General features: G+C 68.6%; 14 protein-coding genes and 2 pseudogenes. 12 read left to right on the forward strand and 4 right to left on the reverse strand.

Annotated features, from left to right (window positions below; translation table 11 throughout):
* Positions 1–41 precede the first annotated feature (41 nt).
* The 4 genes from BM051_RS26775 to BM051_RS26790 all read left to right on the forward strand — a co-directional run bounded on the left by BM051_RS26775 (position 42) and on the right by BM051_RS26790 (position 3,645).
* Complete coding sequence (locus BM051_RS26775) at positions 42–731, forward strand: response regulator transcription factor (RefSeq protein WP_092536384.1); 690 nt, start codon at positions 42–44, stop codon at positions 729–731.
* A 191-nt stretch (positions 732–922) separates the two neighbouring features.
* Positions 923–2,128 (forward strand): sensor histidine kinase, encoded by a 1,206-nt coding sequence (locus BM051_RS26780; protein WP_243859862.1) that lies wholly within the window; start codon positions 923–925, stop codon positions 2,126–2,128.
* Between the two features lie 303 nt (positions 2,129–2,431).
* Positions 2,432–3,058 (forward strand): ClpP family protease, encoded by a 627-nt coding sequence (locus BM051_RS26785; protein ID WP_092536387.1) that lies wholly within the window; start codon positions 2,432–2,434, stop codon positions 3,056–3,058.
* A complete protein-coding gene (locus tag BM051_RS26790; protein ID WP_092536390.1) occupies positions 3,055–3,645 on the forward strand; it encodes a ClpP family protease in 591 nt (196 codons plus the stop codon). Before BM051_RS26785 ends, BM051_RS26790 begins: the two co-directional genes overlap by 4 nt.
* A 10-nt stretch (positions 3,646–3,655) precedes the next feature.
* Here BM051_RS26790 and BM051_RS26795 read toward each other — a convergent pair whose 3' ends face one another.
* Complete coding sequence (locus BM051_RS26795) at positions 3,656–4,003, reverse strand: helix-turn-helix domain-containing protein (protein WP_092536448.1); 348 nt, start codon at positions 4,001–4,003, stop codon at positions 3,656–3,658.
* A 475-nt stretch (positions 4,004–4,478) separates the two neighbouring features.
* Between BM051_RS26795 and BM051_RS26800 the strand changes: the two are divergent.
* The 5 genes and pseudogenes from BM051_RS26800 to BM051_RS26820 all read left to right on the forward strand — a co-directional run.
* A pseudogene (locus tag BM051_RS26800) lies at positions 4,479–4,838 on the forward strand (hypothetical protein); the annotation flags it as partial.
* Positions 4,839–5,196: 358 nt separating this feature from the next.
* Positions 5,197–6,522, forward strand: a complete 1,326-nt coding sequence (locus BM051_RS26805; RefSeq protein ID WP_134046394.1) for a CRISPR-associated endonuclease Cas3'' — start codon at positions 5,197–5,199, stop codon at positions 6,520–6,522.
* A 68-nt stretch (positions 6,523–6,590) separates the two neighbouring features.
* Positions 6,591–7,160 carry a TetR/AcrR family transcriptional regulator gene (locus tag BM051_RS26810; protein ID WP_092536397.1) on the forward strand — a complete coding sequence of 190 codons (570 nt, stop codon included), beginning with the start codon at positions 6,591–6,593 and terminating at the stop codon, positions 7,158–7,160.
* A 356-nt stretch (positions 7,161–7,516) separates the two neighbouring features.
* A complete protein-coding gene (locus BM051_RS26815) occupies positions 7,517–8,722 on the forward strand; it encodes an MFS transporter (protein ID WP_092536400.1) in 1,206 nt (401 codons plus the stop codon).
* A 65-nt stretch (positions 8,723–8,787) separates the two neighbouring features.
* On the forward strand, positions 8,788–9,201 hold the full coding sequence (locus BM051_RS26820) for a Dabb family protein (protein ID WP_092536404.1): 414 nt from the start codon (positions 8,788–8,790) through the stop codon (positions 9,199–9,201).
* 234 nt (positions 9,202–9,435) lie between these two features.
* Here BM051_RS26820 and BM051_RS30760 read toward each other — a convergent pair whose 3' ends face one another.
* From BM051_RS30760 to BM051_RS26840, 3 genes are all read right to left on the reverse strand, one after another.
* Positions 9,436–10,014: a helix-turn-helix domain-containing protein gene (locus BM051_RS30760; protein ID WP_208326035.1), complete on the reverse strand. Its 579-nt coding sequence runs from the start codon at positions 10,012–10,014 to the stop codon at positions 9,436–9,438.
* 327 nt (positions 10,015–10,341) lie between these two features.
* A complete protein-coding gene (locus BM051_RS26835) occupies positions 10,342–11,853 on the reverse strand; it encodes an FAD-dependent oxidoreductase (protein ID WP_166677866.1) in 1,512 nt (503 codons plus the stop codon).
* 47 nt (positions 11,854–11,900) lie between these two features.
* Positions 11,901–13,355 (reverse strand): carotenoid oxygenase family protein, encoded by a 1,455-nt coding sequence (locus BM051_RS26840; protein ID WP_092536410.1) that lies wholly within the window; start codon positions 13,353–13,355, stop codon positions 11,901–11,903.
* A gap of 67 nt (positions 13,356–13,422) precedes the next feature.
* Between BM051_RS26840 and BM051_RS26845 the strand changes: the two genes are divergently transcribed.
* The 3 genes and pseudogenes from BM051_RS26845 to BM051_RS26855 all read left to right on the forward strand — a co-directional run.
* Positions 13,423–14,094, forward strand: a complete 672-nt coding sequence (locus tag BM051_RS26845; protein ID WP_092536413.1) for a TetR/AcrR family transcriptional regulator — start codon at positions 13,423–13,425, stop codon at positions 14,092–14,094.
* Positions 14,095–14,149: 55 nt separating this feature from the next.
* Complete coding sequence (locus BM051_RS26850) at positions 14,150–14,479, forward strand: MerR family transcriptional regulator (RefSeq protein ID WP_092536417.1); 330 nt, start codon at positions 14,150–14,152, stop codon at positions 14,477–14,479.
* Positions 14,480–15,132: 653 nt separating this feature from the next.
* Positions 15,133–15,662, forward strand: a pseudogene (locus tag BM051_RS26855) (RHS repeat-associated core domain-containing protein); the annotation flags it as partial.

A 15,662-nucleotide genomic window follows, 5' to 3' on the forward strand; every position in this document is an offset into this window, starting at 1 on the left:
GAGTTCTGTGACAAGATCGCGCGGCGCGCTATCGTTCGGTCATGCCGCGAGTTCTCTTGGTCGAGGACGACGACGCAGTGGCCGAGGCACTCACGCTGGGACTCGGCGGGCTGGGGCACCAGATCCAGCTGGCCGGCGCCGGTGAGCAGGCGCTCGACATGTTGTTCGGGTCCGGCCCGGCCATTGACGTGGTGCTGCTCGACGTGATGTTGCCCGGCATGGACGGCTTCGAGGTCTGCCGCCGCATCCGGGCCAGGAGCATGGTCCCCGTGCTTCTGCTGACCGCGCGCAGTGATCCGATCGACGTGGTCGTCGGCCTGGAGGGCGGCGCCGATGACTACGTGATCAAGCCGTGCGAGCCGCGGATCATCGACGCCAGGATGAAGGCCGTGCTGCGCAGGGTGGTGACCACGCCGCCCACGAATGAGCAGGCGCTGCGGATCGGCACGCTGACGGTCGACCTGGCCGCGATGCTGGTGACCAGGGACGACGCCGAGCTGCATCTCACCGCGACCGAACTTCGGCTGCTCCTCGAGTTCGCCAAGCATCCGGGCCAGGTGCTGAGCCGGCAGGTCCTGCTCAAGCTGGTGTGGGACTACGGATACGTCGGTGACTCGCGGATCGTGGACGCCACCGTGGCCAGGCTGCGCGCCAAGATCGAGGACGATCCGGCGAACCCGTCGATCCTGCGGACGGTGCGCGGGCTCGGTTATCGCCTGGTGCATCCGTGAGACCGGGACTGCGCACCCGGATCACCGTCGTGATCGTGCTCATTGCGATCACGGCGGCGGCTGGGATGGGCTTCGCCGCATATCGGCTGCAAGCTGGCACGATTGAGGGTCGCTTCACCACTGCGGCGAACACGGGCTTCACCTCTGATGTCGCCCAGGCGCGGGCCGTACGGATTGATCCCAGCCGTGGTATGAACCATTTCGACGCGGTGGTCGAGTACATGCGCGGCAGGCGGGGCATTGACTGGGGGCTGTACGAATTCGCGAACATCGACCCGCCGCGGACGAATGGCAGCTACTCGGTGGACGACATGACGGCGTTGAGCGGCGTACACGCGTCGGTGTCGGCGCCGTTGAGCCGGGTGGCCGGGGTGCCGGCGGAGCTGATCGACAACGCGCGGCGCGGTGGGACACCGAGCGCAGTGCTGGACGTCGTGGCCGGCGCTCCGGTTCTGGCGTTCGCCGCGGCCGTGGGTCACGACACGGTGCTCGTCGAGTTCTACGACCTCGGCCCGATGCGGCTGGAACTCGCCAACCTCCAGCGCGACCTCACGCTGATCGCCCTTGCTGTCGCGACGGTCGGTGTGCTCGCGGCCGTGCTCGCCGCGAGTGGCATTCAGCGACCGGTGCGCCGGGTCGCGGCCGCCGCGCGCAGGCTGGGGCAGGGAGAGCTGGACATCCGCCTCCCGGTGCGGGGGCGGGACGAGCTCGCCGACCTCACCCGTTCGTTCAACACGATGGCCGGCAGGCTCGGCGAGTCGATCGAGCAGCAGCGGCGGTTCATCGCCGACGTCACCCACGACCTGCGCACGCCGGTGACGGCGATGGTCGCGGCGGTCGATAGCCTGGAGGACGCCGACCCGGAGGCCCGGTCCAGGTCCGCGCGGTTGCTCGGCACCCAGACCCGCCGGCTGGCCAGGCTCGTCGAGGACCTGCTGGAGATCTCCCGGTTCGACGCGGGCGTGGCCGACTTCCGGCCCGAGCCGGTCGACCTGCGTGCCCTGCTGCTGGACGCGGTCGAGGCCAGCGCAGGGGGTGCGGATGTCGAGGTGACCGGCGACGCGACCGTGACGGCCGACCCGCGGCGTCTGCACACGATCGCCTGCAACCTGCTCGCCAACGCCGTGCGGCACGGCGCGGAACCGGTGACCGTCACGATCGACGCGACCAGGCTAGATCTGGTGACCGTCCGGTTCGCCGACTCCGGCCCGGGAGTGCCTGCGGACCTGATGCCGATCCTGTTCGACAGGTTCGTCCGCGGCGAGCGGTCCCGCACGGCCGCAGGCAGCGGCCTCGGCCTTGCCATCGCACGGGAGAACGCCCTCGTCCACGGCGGCCAGCTCGACGTGCAGAACGAGGCCGGCGCCGTGTTCACCCTGAGCCTGCCGCGCCCGTGAGTTTCTCCTTACGCGCACGGACGACGAGGAATCCCGGTCCAGCCGGTACCTCTCGAAGCTGGAACGCCACAAGCCAACAACCCAGTATACGAACCTGAATCTCCTGGTCAGCGAGCTTCCGGTCACCGTGAAACCCGTACGCGCGAAGGTTCGTCCCAACGGATACCGCTCCTGCGGTCTGGCTGGGTCGCCAGCTGGGCCGGGAAGTCCACGGTGGAGCGTAGGTGCCCGGTCTGCTGGGGGCTGATCTGCTCACGGCAGAGAACCCCGCGAACGGTGCTGGGGCGGCGGCATTGTCGGAGCATGACGAACGACGAGAAGCAGCCGCTGTTCGATCACCGGCTCCGAGAACGATTTTTCAGTCAGCGGGTACTGGTCCTCGACGGCGCGCTCGATGACGACAACGGGACAGTGCTCGCCACCCAACTGCTGTCCCTGGCGAGCGAGGATCCTGGGAAGGACATCGCGATGTGGATTCACTCGCCAGGTGGCTCGGTGCCCGCGATGCTGGCCATCCGCGATGTGATGCGGCTCGTGCCGTGTGACGTGGCCACGCTCGCGCTGGGGCTCGCGTGCAGTGCGGGGCAGTTTCTGCTGTCCGCGGGCACGCCGGGCAAGCGCTTCGCCCTGCCGCACGCCCGCATCCTGATGCACCAGGGCTCGGCAGGGATCAGCGGATCGGCGGTCGAGGTGGAGGTGCAGGCGGACGACTTGCGCCACACCCGGGACACGGTGCTCGGGATCATCGCGGAGGACACCGGTCAGCCGATCGACCGGATCTTCGCCGACTCGTTGCACGACCGCTGGTTCACCACCGGGCAGGCACGTGAGTACGGCTTCATCGACCACGTCGTCGACGATCTCGGCCAGGTTGTGCCCGTGCGCACACACCGGCTGGGGCTCGGCTCGGCGACGGGAGCGCGCGCATGAGCACCTACACCATCCCCAATGTCATCGCGCGTGATGCGGGTGGCGAACGGATCATGGATGTCTACTCTCACCTGCTGTCGTCGCGGATCGTCTACCTCGGCACTGCGATCGACTCCGGGGTGGCGAACGCGTTGATCGCCCAGTTGCTGCATCTGGAGGCGGACAACCCGGAACAGGAGATCAACCTGTACATCAACTCCGAGGGTGGCGACCCGTCAGCGATGCTCGCGCTGTACGACACCATGCGCTACATCAAGTCGCCGGTCGCGACGACGTGTGTCGGCCAGGCAGTCGCGGCCGGTGCGGTGCTGTTGGCCGCGGGCCAGGCCGGTCACCGCGCCGTGTTGCCGCACACCCGGGTGGTGCTGCACCAGCCCGCGGCGCAGGGTCGCGGCGCCATACCGGACCTCATTCTCCAGGCCGACGAGGTAGTGCGGGTGCGCACCCAACTGGAGGAGATCCTCTCGGCACACACCGGTCGCGAGGTCGCGGACCTGCGGCACGACACCGACCGGGACCGCGTGTTCGACGCGACGGGCGCCGTCGGCTACGGGCTCGCGGATCACGTCCTCGACCACCGAATCTGAGACCGCAGTCTCAGGCAGCCATGAGCACGGGTCCCGCGGGGCGGCCCCCGATCGCGGGACCCGTGCCGCGGCGCTGGCGGACATCGCCCGCGATACCGACGAGCAGGTCGGCCAGGTCGACACCCAGCGCACCGGCGACCGCGGCGATCATCTCGCTGGAGGGCTCCTTGCGACCGCGTTCGATCTCCGACAGGTACTGCGGCGAGATACCGGCCCGCTCCGCGATGTCGACGAGGCGGCCGCCCTGCTCCTCCCTGGTCGTTCGCAGGCTCTGGCCCAGCACCTCACGCCACAGCGGTTCCGGCTCACGATCCGGCGTGGAGGTGCGCTTCTGGTGGAAGGGGAGAATGTCCGCCATACCGTCATCCTGGCACCGGTCAGGAACCCGGGGACACTGGTTCCGCTCCCGGCGGAAACAGCCGCGACTCAGCCCGCGGGGCATCGTCACCTCGTCGGTCGTCGGCATGCCCGACACCGAGGCCGCCCTGCTGAAGCCAACGTCCTGTCATGCCGCGGTGAGCTCGCATTGGTGCGAAGCGCTCGATTTAGCACTACGGAGTGCAAGGTTCGCACACTGGCTGGCCCCTCTAGCCGCAGGAACCGCACGTTCTCGCAGGTCAGAGCACATATAGATCATCAGTGGTGCCCCCGGCGGGGCACCATGCGGAAGGATGGCGGTCTGACCAGGGGATTCTTACCGGCCGACTCGTGATCGAGGGCATCTTCCCTGTGGATCCGCCGGGCGGTGATGCCTGATGGCAGCGGTCGAGCTCGGCGGGGCTGAACGACCGGCGGTCGATCCGGCGGTTGTCGTCAGGTCAGTCACCGTGATCATGGGGACGGTCATCGGCCTGACGTTCTTGTTCGGCTTCGGCAACGTTCTCAGTCTCGCTCTCCGGCTTGGTGTGCCCGTCTGGGTCGCTCCGCTCGTCGCCTCCGCGGTCGACCTGTCGATTCTCGGACTGCTGCTGGGTATCCGGCACTTGGCGCTCGCCGGAGCGTCCGCGGAGGTGCTTCGTCCGGCTCGTCGGCTGCTGATCTTTGCCAGCGTGGTGACCCTCGCGTTGAACGTGGCGGACCCGCTGGTCGCGGGCGAGTTCGGCCGGGCGGCGTTCGATGCCGTGGGGCCGCTGCTGTTGATCGGCTGGGCCGACGTAGGTCCCGGCTTCCTGCAGGCCATCAGCGCGGCCAGCGTCAGATGCGGGGGTCGTCGCGGCCGGTGAGGATTGCAACACCGGCGACGGGTTTTCCGTCCGTCCTTGTTGATGTGCAACGTCGGCCTTACGGGGCTGGTGAGAATGTAACTTCCGTTCTCCCCGTTACCTCGGCCTGACGTGGGTTCGGCATCGGGGATGTCGTAGGCGGCCATGTCGGCTCGTGATCTTCGTGAGGGCCGTGGTGCTCTTCACTGAGGGTTGCGTCTTAGCTCGGTGTTGGTCCGTTTGGGTGGTCTTGGTGGGAAGGTTCTCGGTTTTGGCGGGAAGTGTCGGGGGTTGCTTCTAGATTGCGCTGCGTTTCCATCCGGCGCTTCTGAAGGAGCTTGTCATCATCGTGTGGGCGCATGGCGGTGGTCGTGGCGGCAAGTTGCATGGTCTTGCCGAGCATTTGCGGTCGACGGCTGAGCTGGCGCGGCGTTTCGCGGAGCCGTTCGGGGCGGGGGAGTTGGCGGAGGCGCTGGGGTTGTTCCACGACGCCGGGAAGGCGTGGGGGGAGTGGCAGGCGGGGTTGTTGCGGGTGGCTGGGACCGACAGGCCGGTGGGTAATCCGCACAAGGAGTTGGGTGCCTGGTTGTTGGCGGATCGGGTGGATGTGGCGGCGTTGGCGGTGGTGGGTCATCACGGTGGTCTGACCAGCGTGGCGGCGTTGTCGGAGCTCGTGGATGGTGATCCGAGGCCGGAGTGGGCGGAGGCGACGGCCCGGTTTCTTGAGGTTGTGCCGGAGGCGAAGCGGATTCTGGATGGTCCGGATCTGGTGCCGGCGGCGTGGCGGGGCGATCGGCATTTGTGCGACCTGGGGTTGCGGATGGTGTTCTCGGCGCTGGTGGACGCTGATCATCTGGATACCGGGGCGTTTCGTCGGGGCTGGGCCGAGCCTCGGGTGGCGGACCCGGTGGATATGGCGGTGTTGGTCAGCCGGTTCGAGCGGCGCCGCCAGGAATGGTTGGCCCAGCAGGCGCAAACGAAAAGCCCTTCGTCGTCGTCGGATGTGGCCGGGGTGCGGACGGAGGTGTATCGGGCGGCGGTGGTGGCGGCGGCCCGGGAGCCTGGGGTGTTCCGGTTGACGGCGCCGACGGGGTCGGGCAAGACGATCGCGGCGGCGGGGTTCGCGCTGCACCATGCGCGGCAGCACGGCCAGTCGCGGGCGGTGGTGGCGGTGCCGTTCACCACGATCACCGAGCAGAACGCGCAGGTCTATCGGAACCTGCTGCAGCCGGAGGGCGTGGACGAGCCGCCGGTCGCGGCCGTTCACCGTTCTATCTGTCGTCAAACCCTGTCGTCAACCCGGAACGGATCGCATTGGATCGGGGCGGCGGTTTTCCCATCATCCGCGCGGCCAGGGCTGCCTGTCTTCAAAGGGTCTAATCCCGACACCCCACGGTCCGGCCGGGAGCCGCGGTGCGGGCACGCCGTGCGCGCGAGTTTCCTCCGCGCGGCGCAGCAGTACCGGCAGATCCAGTACGAGAGCTCACCGTGCCGGGCGACAGGAACCACGGATAGCCGACGCCGCCGTCGTGGAGATGGCCAGTCAGGCCAGGCGGTGCAGCCCCAGGGCATGCGGACATCGCCCCAGCGGCACGGCATCACAGCCCCCATCCCGGCTTCGCCGCACCCGGGCGGATCGGGCTACCTGGGGCTCCGGGACTCTACTGGCGGGTAGCTACGTTAAGGACCGGAGCTCCGAGCCGGGCCTTGACAAACAGATTGTGTGAGTGGTTTATTACTCATATGGCGCCATCAGCATCCCGACGGCAGCTCTCGACCGCCGACGAACGGAAGAAGGCGGTCCTTGGAACGGCGGTCAGCACTTTCGCCGACCGGGGCTACTTCGGGACCACGACCACCGATGTGGCCCACCGGGCGGGCATCTCGCAGGCCTATGTCTACCGGCTGTTTCCCGACAAGGAGGCGCTGTTCGCGGCGGTGGTCGAGCACTGCTTCACCCTGATTCGCGAGAGCCTGAGCGATGGCGCCGCCGCAGCCGGGGGCAGCTCACCGGAGAAGGTGCTGGATGCCATGGGCGACGCCTACGCTCGGCTTGTCGCCGACCGGGATCTGCTCCTGCTGCAGTTGCATGCGCAGTGTGCGGCGGCCTCGGAGGCTGCGATCCGTGAGGTGGTGCGCGCCGGTTACGCCCGGCTGGTCGAGTACGTGCGAGGCGTCTCCGGTGCGGCGGAGGTCGATATCCAGCGGTTCTTCGCCACGGGCATGCTGTGCCATCTGGTGGTCGCCATTGACGCCCACCAGGTCGATGCCCCCTGGGCCCGGGCACTGACCGACGGTCTGCGCCACTACTGACGTCCGTACCGAGGCAGACCGAAGGAGGTGATGATATGACCCGCGACGTCGGGGGCCCGTTGGACGCGCTCGCGCCGCTGGCCGTTCTGGACGTGGTGCTGTTCATGCTGTGGCGCTGAGCGCCCCCGCACCACTGGTCCCGGTGGCCATTTTTTTCGGACCAATGAGTGAGTGATTGACCACACACATCTGGAGATTGAGGAGACCGCCATGACTACGCCGACGCCCCCGCGCGTCGAGCGCCTCGCCTGGGCGGCCACGCTGACCGTCCTGCCCCTCGCGCTGGCCTTCATGGTCGCGCTCTGGAACCGACCCCCGGCCGGGCGCTCTCGGCCGATCCCCGCGAGAGGAGCCCCATGACATCCGTTTCGACTCTGCCGGCCCCGTCACAGCGGGCGCCCTCACGCCCGGCGCGCGGCGCGGTCCTGGCGGCGGCCATGCTGACGATCATGGCGCCGGCGATCATCTCGCCCAGTCTGCCCGCGATGCGGGAGGTCTTCGCCGGCACCCCTGGCGCGGACCTCCTCGTCCGCTTCGCGCTGACCGTCACCTCCCTCGCGATCGCCGTCAGCGCCCCCGTCTCCGGGCTGGTCGCCGACCGCCTGGGGCGCCGTCCGCTGCTGGTCTCCAGCCTCGTGCTGTACGCCATCAGCGGCACCGCCGGATTCTTCGTCACCGACCTGTACCTGCTGCTGGTCACCAGGGCGCTGCTCGGCATCGCGGTGGGCGCGATCATGACGGCGGTCAGCGCCACGATCACCGACTGGTTCGACGGGCCGCGGCGTGCGTCCTTCCTCGGGCTGCAGCAGGCCTTCGCCGGCCTGGGCGGTGTCGTCTTCCTGCCGTTGGCCGGACTGCTGGCCGCGGTCAGCTGGCGGGCACCGTTTTGGATCTACCTCGCCTCGGCCGGCGTCGCCGCGCTCGCCATCCGCGCCCTGCGCCAGGAACCACCGGTCGAGCGCACCGCGGCGCCCGGCCTCTCACGTCCTCGGCGGTCCAGGATGACCGGCAGCATCCTCGGCGTGTACGCGCTGGCGTTGGTCGCGACGCTGGCGTTCTACATGGCACCCACCCAACTGCCGTTCCTGCTCAGCAGCCACGGCAGCGGACCCACCCTCACCGGCGCGGTGATCGCCGGGAGCACCCTGTCCAGCGCGATCGGCGCTCTGGCCTTCCCGGCACTGCGCCGGCGCCTGAGGCCCGCCACGATCACCGCGGTTAGCATCGCCCTGCTCGGCGCGGGCTGGCTGCTGGTCGGCACGGCCGAGGCCGTTGCCCAGATCGCGGCCGGGCTGCTCGTCGGCGGCGTCGGGGTCGGATTCGTCGTACCCAACCTCAACCTGCGGCTCAGCGAGCTCGCCCACCCCGACCAGCGCGGCCGGGTCCTCAGCGGCCTGGTCACGGGCGTCTTCCTCGGACAGTTCCTGTCCCCACTGGTCATCCAACCCCTCGTCCAGAGCACCGGCATCGCCGCCGCCTTCACCTGGACCGGGATCGCGATGGCAGCAGCCGCCGCCCTCGCACCGTGGGTGACACGTAGGGCCCGCGCCGCCGTCGGCTAACCAACCCACGCCCCACCGGACCACGACAACCCATCACAACCAACACCACACGAAAGGAAAGACCGATGATCCTCCACGGCATCCGCTTCACCCTCAAGCCCGGCGTCACACCGCAACAGCTCGAGGAGGCCCTCGAGAGCCTGCGCAACCACGGCCGGATCCCGCCCGTGACGTCCTTCGTCGTCGGCCGCGACTACGGCGGTGACTACGAGTGGGGAGCCACCTGGGCGATCGAGGACCTCGACCGCTACTGGGAGTACCTCATCCACCCCGCACACCTCCACACCGACCGCATCGGACTACCGCTGATCGACAAGATGACCTCGTTCGACATCACCGACGACCCCGACCCGGACGTCGGCGCAAAGATCGCCGCCCTGCATCAGCGCCGCTACGACAACATCCCCGACATCGCCGAGCTGGTCTCCGACCTGGGAGAGTACAAAGGAAGCGCCGCACCGGGCCCGCACGGCAACTGACCACCACGTCAGACCCCTGAACAGGAGGGCGCCCGTCCCGGCCGGGGCGGGCGCCCTCCAGCAGTCTGCACAGCGCGGGCACCAGGACGCCCCAACGACGTTGCAGAGCCGGTTGCGTACGAGTGCCTCGAGGTCGCCGACTTCCTCCGCAACCGCCGAGCTGGACAACACCCGAGCGGGCCGCGCTCGACCACAGCGTGACCGTACGGCGCGGCCAGGGTTACACCCTGCGCGTCAGCGCAGCGCCCGCCCTCCACCGCCAACTCCTGGCCCACTGCCAACCCCTCGACGACACCCCGGACCTCCCCGGCGCAGCGCAAGGCCCGCCGCGAGTACGAGAACCGCGTCAACGCTCTCCCGGCTACAGCCGGACCACGACCGGCCAGACCTACGATGAGACCAAGGCATTCGCGGAAGTCCTCGACACGCCGGCGAAACCGGTCGCTGCTTGACAGCTAGCAAGATCGGAGGTCTCCCGTATCCCGGCGGTCCCCCTACTAGGGGGCTGTTGCGGCCCAGCTCGCGGCTGATCGTCGAGGGGCTACGCCCCAGCCGAGCGGCGATCTGACGCATCGACTCCCCGCGCGCACCGGCCAACGCGATCTCCTCGCGCTCGGCGAAGCTCAGGTAGCGGCCCTGCAAGTCCCGACCGCGCCGGGGGCCGAACCCGCCCGCGGCGGCCACCCAGCGCGTGCCCTTCTTGCGGTACGTGCCGGCCTGGGCGGCAGCGTCGGTGATGAACTCCCCGCGCTGCAGCGCCGCCCAGAACGTCTGCACCACCCCCGGCAGCATCCGGTCGGAGAACCTCGTCATCTGCACTTGTCTCCCTTGCTCGGCCTCCCATTCTCACCGTCGCTCGTCGGGCCTCCAGGTCGTTCGTCCTCACTGCGCTGCGGGCGCTCCGCCTGGACCCCCTCCTCGACGACGGCAACCGCAGCCAGGACCGAGGAAGGGAGGGTGGATCATGATCTCGGCCGCAGTGTTGCGACGACCGCGAGAACCCAAGGTTCGGCCAGCGGGACGGGTCCGGTGACCGTTGTCCTGGTCGCCGCTGGTGGCTGTCGGGCTATGGTCGTCCTGGTACTCGTGCGAGTGGTCGCGTCGCGGGTGGGCTCCTCGCTAGGTGGGAGCCGCCTGGTGTTACACGGGTTTTCGGCGAGAGGCTGATTCTCGGTCGAGCATGGTGTGGGCTCGGCAGCCGATGTGGGTGAGCGTCCGGTGGAGGTCCTCGAAGATCCGGCATACGGCGTGCCGGGTGAGGCGGGAGAGCACCCAGAGCGAGAACAGGCTGGTCGGTGGCGATGTCATGGACATGACTTGGAAGTACCGGTTGGCGAGGGCGCTGTCGTGCACGGCGACGCTGAGCACGAGATCGATGTAGCGGCGTATGGTGCGCAGCCCACGAGGCGGTTCTGCGCCGTGCATGCGCACGGCAGGCCAACGCAGGTCTTCGATGGTGGTCACCATCCACGCGCTCGATATCGCACGCGCCGCGAGACGGTGGTAGCGCAGTTCGAGCGATGCCACTGGGCCGGACTCTCGACGCAGGCAGTCGCGCAGTGCGAGGGCTTGGATCGCGGCGACGGTCATGCCTTGCGCGTACACGGGGTTGAAGGAGCACACGGCGTCGCCGATGGCGATCAGGCCGGAGGGCCGGTGGGACATGTGTTCGAAGTGTCGCCATCGGCTGGTGGGGGTGCGCCAGCCTCGGATCGGGCTCACGGGCCGCGCACTGCAGATCGCTTGGTGAACGCTCGGGTCGGGCAGCGCCTGGGCCCAACTCAGGAAGCCGTCCTCGTCGGTGGGGACCCGCTGCCCGTTCCCCCCGCCGAGGGTGACGTGCCACCGATCGTTCTCGATCTCGATGATCGACCCGACGCGGGGGTTGTCCGGTGCCCGGCTCTGGACCACGAGGCTCTTGAAGTCCTGCCGGACGCCGCCTGGGCGCTGATAGATGCGCGAAGCGTAGGAGAGCTCGGATGTGAGGATTTCTTCGTCGACCGGGCCGTAGCCCAGGTCGGTCAGCCAAGCATGGAGGTGGGACTGACGTCCCGAGGCGTCGACGATGAGGTCACCGAAGAGACTCCGGTTGTCGTGCGGTCCGGCGGCCTCGTCGGTGTCCGGGTCGGGTGCCGTCTGGGTGGCGCCGCCTCGGCGTCGTACCTGTACCCCGCAGACCTGGCTGCGGTTGTCCTCGCGAGCCAGCAGCCCTACGACGGCGGTGGATGCGACGAACTCGACCCGCGGGTGGTGCGAGAGGATGTCACGCAGGTGCCACTCGAGCAGGGCGCGACTGAAGAACAGCGCGCCGCCCTCGATCTGCTGGGTCAGGGGCAGCAAACCTTTCGGGGTCACGAACCGGGCTTGGGCGATGGTGGTGACGTGGGCGGCGCCGTCGCTGGCGAGCCGTTCGCGCAGCTCGGGGAACAGCTCGTGGAGGATCTCCGCGCCGCGCGGCATCAGGGCGTGGGCATGGTGGGATTGCGGTGCACCGCTGCGGTGGCCGGGTGTGGCGGGGAATCGGTCGCGGTCGAGAACGAGGACCTCGGTGAACTGTTCGGACAGCACCCGAGCGGCAAGCAGCCCGCTGATGCCCGCACCGACCACGATCGCGCGTGATCGGCTATGCGGCGTCCCAGAGATGTCGGTCACGGATGTCTCCGAGGGATTCGAGGCCGTCGTCGGAGTGGCCCTGGTCATCAGGTGGGCAGCCAGTTGCCGTGGAAGCCGTGCGGTACCCGGGCGGGCAGCAGGACCTCGGCGACGGTGTCCAGGGACGCGGCGTCGAGCAGCGTCAGCCGGGACCGGTCACGGTCGGCGTCGTAGACGAATCCCATGAGCACGCCATCGTGCTCGGCGGCGTCGGCGCCGGAGGGGACGAACACGAACTCGCCTGCCTGGACGTGGGTGCCGAGGCGGCGGCGGGTGGTGGTGCCGGCGTCGAGGTCGTGACGCAGCACCGCGTCACCGATCGGGTCGCCGATGCGGTCGGCGGCGCTGACCGTGTACGCGTAGCGGTGTCGGCGCCCGACGAGGCGTTCGTCGGCGCGCGGGAACTCCTGCTCGCGGTCGTCGAGTACCGTCTCGCTGACCCGGCCGGTGCGGAGGTCGAGCCGCCAGCGGTGCAGCCTCGGGTGCTCTCCGGACGGGCCGTGCGGGTCGGCGGCGAACATCCGGTGGTGCCGCACGGCGTCGACGACCACCGTGTCGCCGTCGTCGTAGGCACCGACGGTGTGGAAGACGTACATCGGGTCGACGTCGAACCACCGAACTTCGGCGCTGCCGCCGTCGCGGGGCATCACGCCGATCCGGGCCGGGTAGTGGTCGTCCCAGCTGTAGGGCATGTCGCCGTTGGCCCCGCCGCGCGCGCCGATGACGCGGGACGTGATCGGGTCGGGCACGCGGACGCGCCCGATCAGCCCGGACAGAACGAGCTCGACACTGCGGCGCAGCGGGGCGGGGATCCCGGCCGTCGCGGCACCCTTGGCGGGGTCGAACACGACCGGCAGGTCGAGGAACACGACGTGGCGTTCGGTCAGGGCGAAGTCGTGCATCATCGGGCTCCCGGTGACCTCGACGTCGACCGTGCGCCGGGCCCGCCCGTCGAGCCCGATCACCGAGTACTGGACCGTGTTGCCGCGCCCGAAGTGGTAGTTCACCGCGTGCATCTCCCCGGTGACCGGGTCGTGCTTGGGGTGGGCGGCGTAGCCGCCACGAACGGTGCCGTCGAAATCGCACGGGCCGACGGTGTCGAGCTCGTCGGTCAGCTCGTAGGGCGCCGGTCCCGCCTCGACCAGCGCGAGGGTCCGCCCTGCATGGGCGGTGACGTTGGTGTTGGCGGCAAAGCCCGGGATCGCCGCCGACCGGGCGCGGGGTCGGGGCGGCTCGCCGAGGGCCGCGGCCACGGCTTCGGAGCGGACCCACCGGTTGCGGTACCACTCGGCGCGCCCGTCGCGCAGGCGCACGCCGTGCACCATGCCGTCGCCCAGGAACCAGTGGTAGGCGTCTTGGTCGATCTCGCCGATCGGGTTCGGGCCGTTGCGCACGTAGCGCCCGTCGAGGTGGGTCGGGATCGTCCCGGTCACCTCGAGCTCGGTCAGAGTCTTCTCATCGCTGACCGGGGCGTAATTGCCGGTCAGATAGGGGTTACCCATGTCGCGCTCCCACCTCCTCTGCTATAACATCGTTATAGCACGAGGGAACATAACACGGTTATAGGTGGTGGGCAAGGGCGTGGCTACAACGGACCAGGCCGCTGACATGCGGGCGCGGCTAGTGGAGGCCGCCATCGAGCTGCTGGACGCCGAGGGGCCAGCAGCGGTGCAGGCGCGGCGCCTAGCCCGGGAGATCGGCGCCTCGACGATGGCGGTCTACCACTACTTCGGCGGCATGCCCGCGCTGCTGCGCGCCGTCTGCGACGAGGGCTTCCGCCGCCTTGAGGCCCACCTCGCCGCCGTGGCGATCACCGAGGACCCCATCACCGACATCGTCCGGCTGGGGGCCGCCTACCGCCGCGCTGCCCGAGAAAACCCCCACCTCTACGACATGATGTTCGGGCTCGCCGCGCCCGGCGGCCACCGACCCGAACCGGCCCCCCACGACGACGGGGGTGGCAGGCCCGGCCCAGGCGACGCGGCCTACGGCCACCTCGTGGCCGCCGCCCACCGAGCAGTGCAGGCCGGGAGCATCCGGCCCGCTGAGCCGGCCCTCATCGCCGCCCAGCTCTGGAGCATGCTGCACGGCTTCGTCGCGCTCGAACTCGCAGGCCATTTCCGTCAGCTGCCCGAGGCAGCCGACCAGGTCCTGGCCCCTCTCGGGACAAACCTGCTCATCGGCCTTGGCGGTGAACCCGACCACGTCCTGGCCACCGCGGCGCAAGCGCCGATCGAGTAACCAGCAAGCCGGACTCGATAACCCGGAGCCCTGCCGCCCCGACCGTCACAGGAGGGTGGGCCGTGCGCATCGCCGAGCTCAGCGCCCGAGCGGCGTATCGATCCCGACCATCAAGTTCTATCTGCGAGAACAGCTGCTCGCGCCAGGGCGCCTCGAGGCACCCAACCAGGCGCACTACGACCGGGAGCATCTGCACCAGTTGCGGCTCATCCGTGCACTGATCGATGTGGGCGGGCTGTCGGTCGCGGCGACCGGCGATGTATTAGACGGGGCCAGCGGACCCGACCGCGACCCGGTTACTACGGCGACCCCAACTCCTGATCACCGTCGCCGAATGCGATACTCTCGGTTGAGCACGAACTCAAGCATCGAGTCCTGGTCCTGATGGCTGCGGACCCTTGGGTTCAGGATGAGGAACCCAAGTTTCGGGGAACCCACTTACTTCGTGATCTACCCAGCGACCGTCCTGTCGAGCTACCTATTAGAGCGGTAGCCCCCCAAGGGCTTGAAGTGGCAGGTCACGCCAGGCGTAAGCCCTACCGATGCTTCGCCCGACTCAGTGGCCGGCAGGCATGTGAACAGTCAGCCTGGGTGGGTGGTGGCCTGGCGTCACTGGCGAGGTTGTGGTCGCTCTGACTGCGACGGGATCGCGTCTCCTCGTCCCCGGCTTTCCGTTGTTGGAAGCTCGCGCTGCGCCCTCCTTCTCCCCTTTCGCGGACGCGCGACCTCCTACGCGTGCCAACGCGCATCTTGATCAAATCTGACTATGGGAGACCTTCCGCGATGACAATTCACTCCCACACCACAAAGAATGCTTGACAAGCCGAAATAGTGCACTCATAAGAATTCATTCTTTGCTTATGAATGAACAATACTCTATTTTCGGCTTTTGAGAAGTAGCGAATTTCACGGTTAGATCTGTCGCGGCCGCTGTCCGCTTCGCTGGGCTGTGCCGGTCGGTGGGCTCATGCGGCATGATCGTCGTATGGTCACAAGCGCACCCGCCTGCTCTACGACGGTTCCGACCGGGTCGTCGAGGTGCGCATCCCGGGTCGGTCGGGCACGTCGAACACCCGCTTCGACTATCAGGACGGGCAAACGGTTGAGACCGACGCCAACGGGCACCAGATCACCTACAAGTTCGACGACCAGGGTCGTCAGATCGAAGCGGTCGACGCGCTGGGCCACTCCCGCAAGCAGACCTGGACCGCCAACAGTGACGTCGCCGTGACCACCGACGGGTTGAACAACAACACCACCCGCAGCTACGACGAGCTGAACAACCTCATCAGCACCGAACTGCCCACCGGCGCTACGACGTCGATCGGCTACACCGACACCGCGCACCCGCACCTGCCGACCTCGGTCACCGACCCGCAGGGCAACCAGCTGACCCGGGACTACGACGACGCGGGCAACCTGCTCACCATCCACTCCGAAGGGCTGGACGCTGACCTGCAGGTCAACACCTACAACGAACCCAACGGCACCCTGGCCACCCGCACTGACGGCAAGGGCGCGGTGACCCGCTTCGAATACGACCAGGCGGGCAACCTCACCAAGGAGAT

It is taken from the genome of Amycolatopsis arida (assembly GCF_900115565.1).
In the GTDB taxonomy this organism is placed as follows: Bacteria; Actinomycetota; Actinomycetes; order Mycobacteriales; family Pseudonocardiaceae; genus Yuhushiella; species Yuhushiella arida.

Bases quoted from the DNA above. Each gene is read 5' to 3' on its own strand.
- BM051_RS26815 (WP_092536400.1), top strand. From the start codon at position 7,517: ATGACATCCGTTTCGACTCTGCCGGCCCCGTCACAGCGGGCGCCCTCA.
- BM051_RS26795 (WP_092536448.1), bottom strand. From the start codon at position 4,003: ATGGCGGACATTCTCCCCTTCCACCAGAAGCGCACCTCCACGCCGGAT.
- BM051_RS26775 (WP_092536384.1), top strand. From the start codon at position 42: ATGCCGCGAGTTCTCTTGGTCGAGGACGACGACGCAGTGGCCGAGGCA.
- BM051_RS26820 (WP_092536404.1), top strand. From the start codon at position 8,788: ATGATCCTCCACGGCATCCGCTTCACCCTCAAGCCCGGCGTCACACCG.
- BM051_RS26810 (WP_092536397.1), top strand. From the start codon at position 6,591: ATGGCGCCATCAGCATCCCGACGGCAGCTCTCGACCGCCGACGAACGG.
- BM051_RS26840 (WP_092536410.1), bottom strand. From the start codon at position 13,355: ATGGGTAACCCCTATCTGACCGGCAATTACGCCCCGGTCAGCGATGAG.
- BM051_RS26780 (WP_243859862.1), top strand. From the start codon at position 923: ATGAACCATTTCGACGCGGTGGTCGAGTACATGCGCGGCAGGCGGGGC.
- BM051_RS26785 (WP_092536387.1), top strand. From the start codon at position 2,432: ATGACGAACGACGAGAAGCAGCCGCTGTTCGATCACCGGCTCCGAGAA.
- BM051_RS26790 (WP_092536390.1), top strand. From the start codon at position 3,055: ATGAGCACCTACACCATCCCCAATGTCATCGCGCGTGATGCGGGTGGC.
- BM051_RS30760 (WP_208326035.1), bottom strand. From the start codon at position 10,014: ATGACGAGGTTCTCCGACCGGATGCTGCCGGGGGTGGTGCAGACGTTC.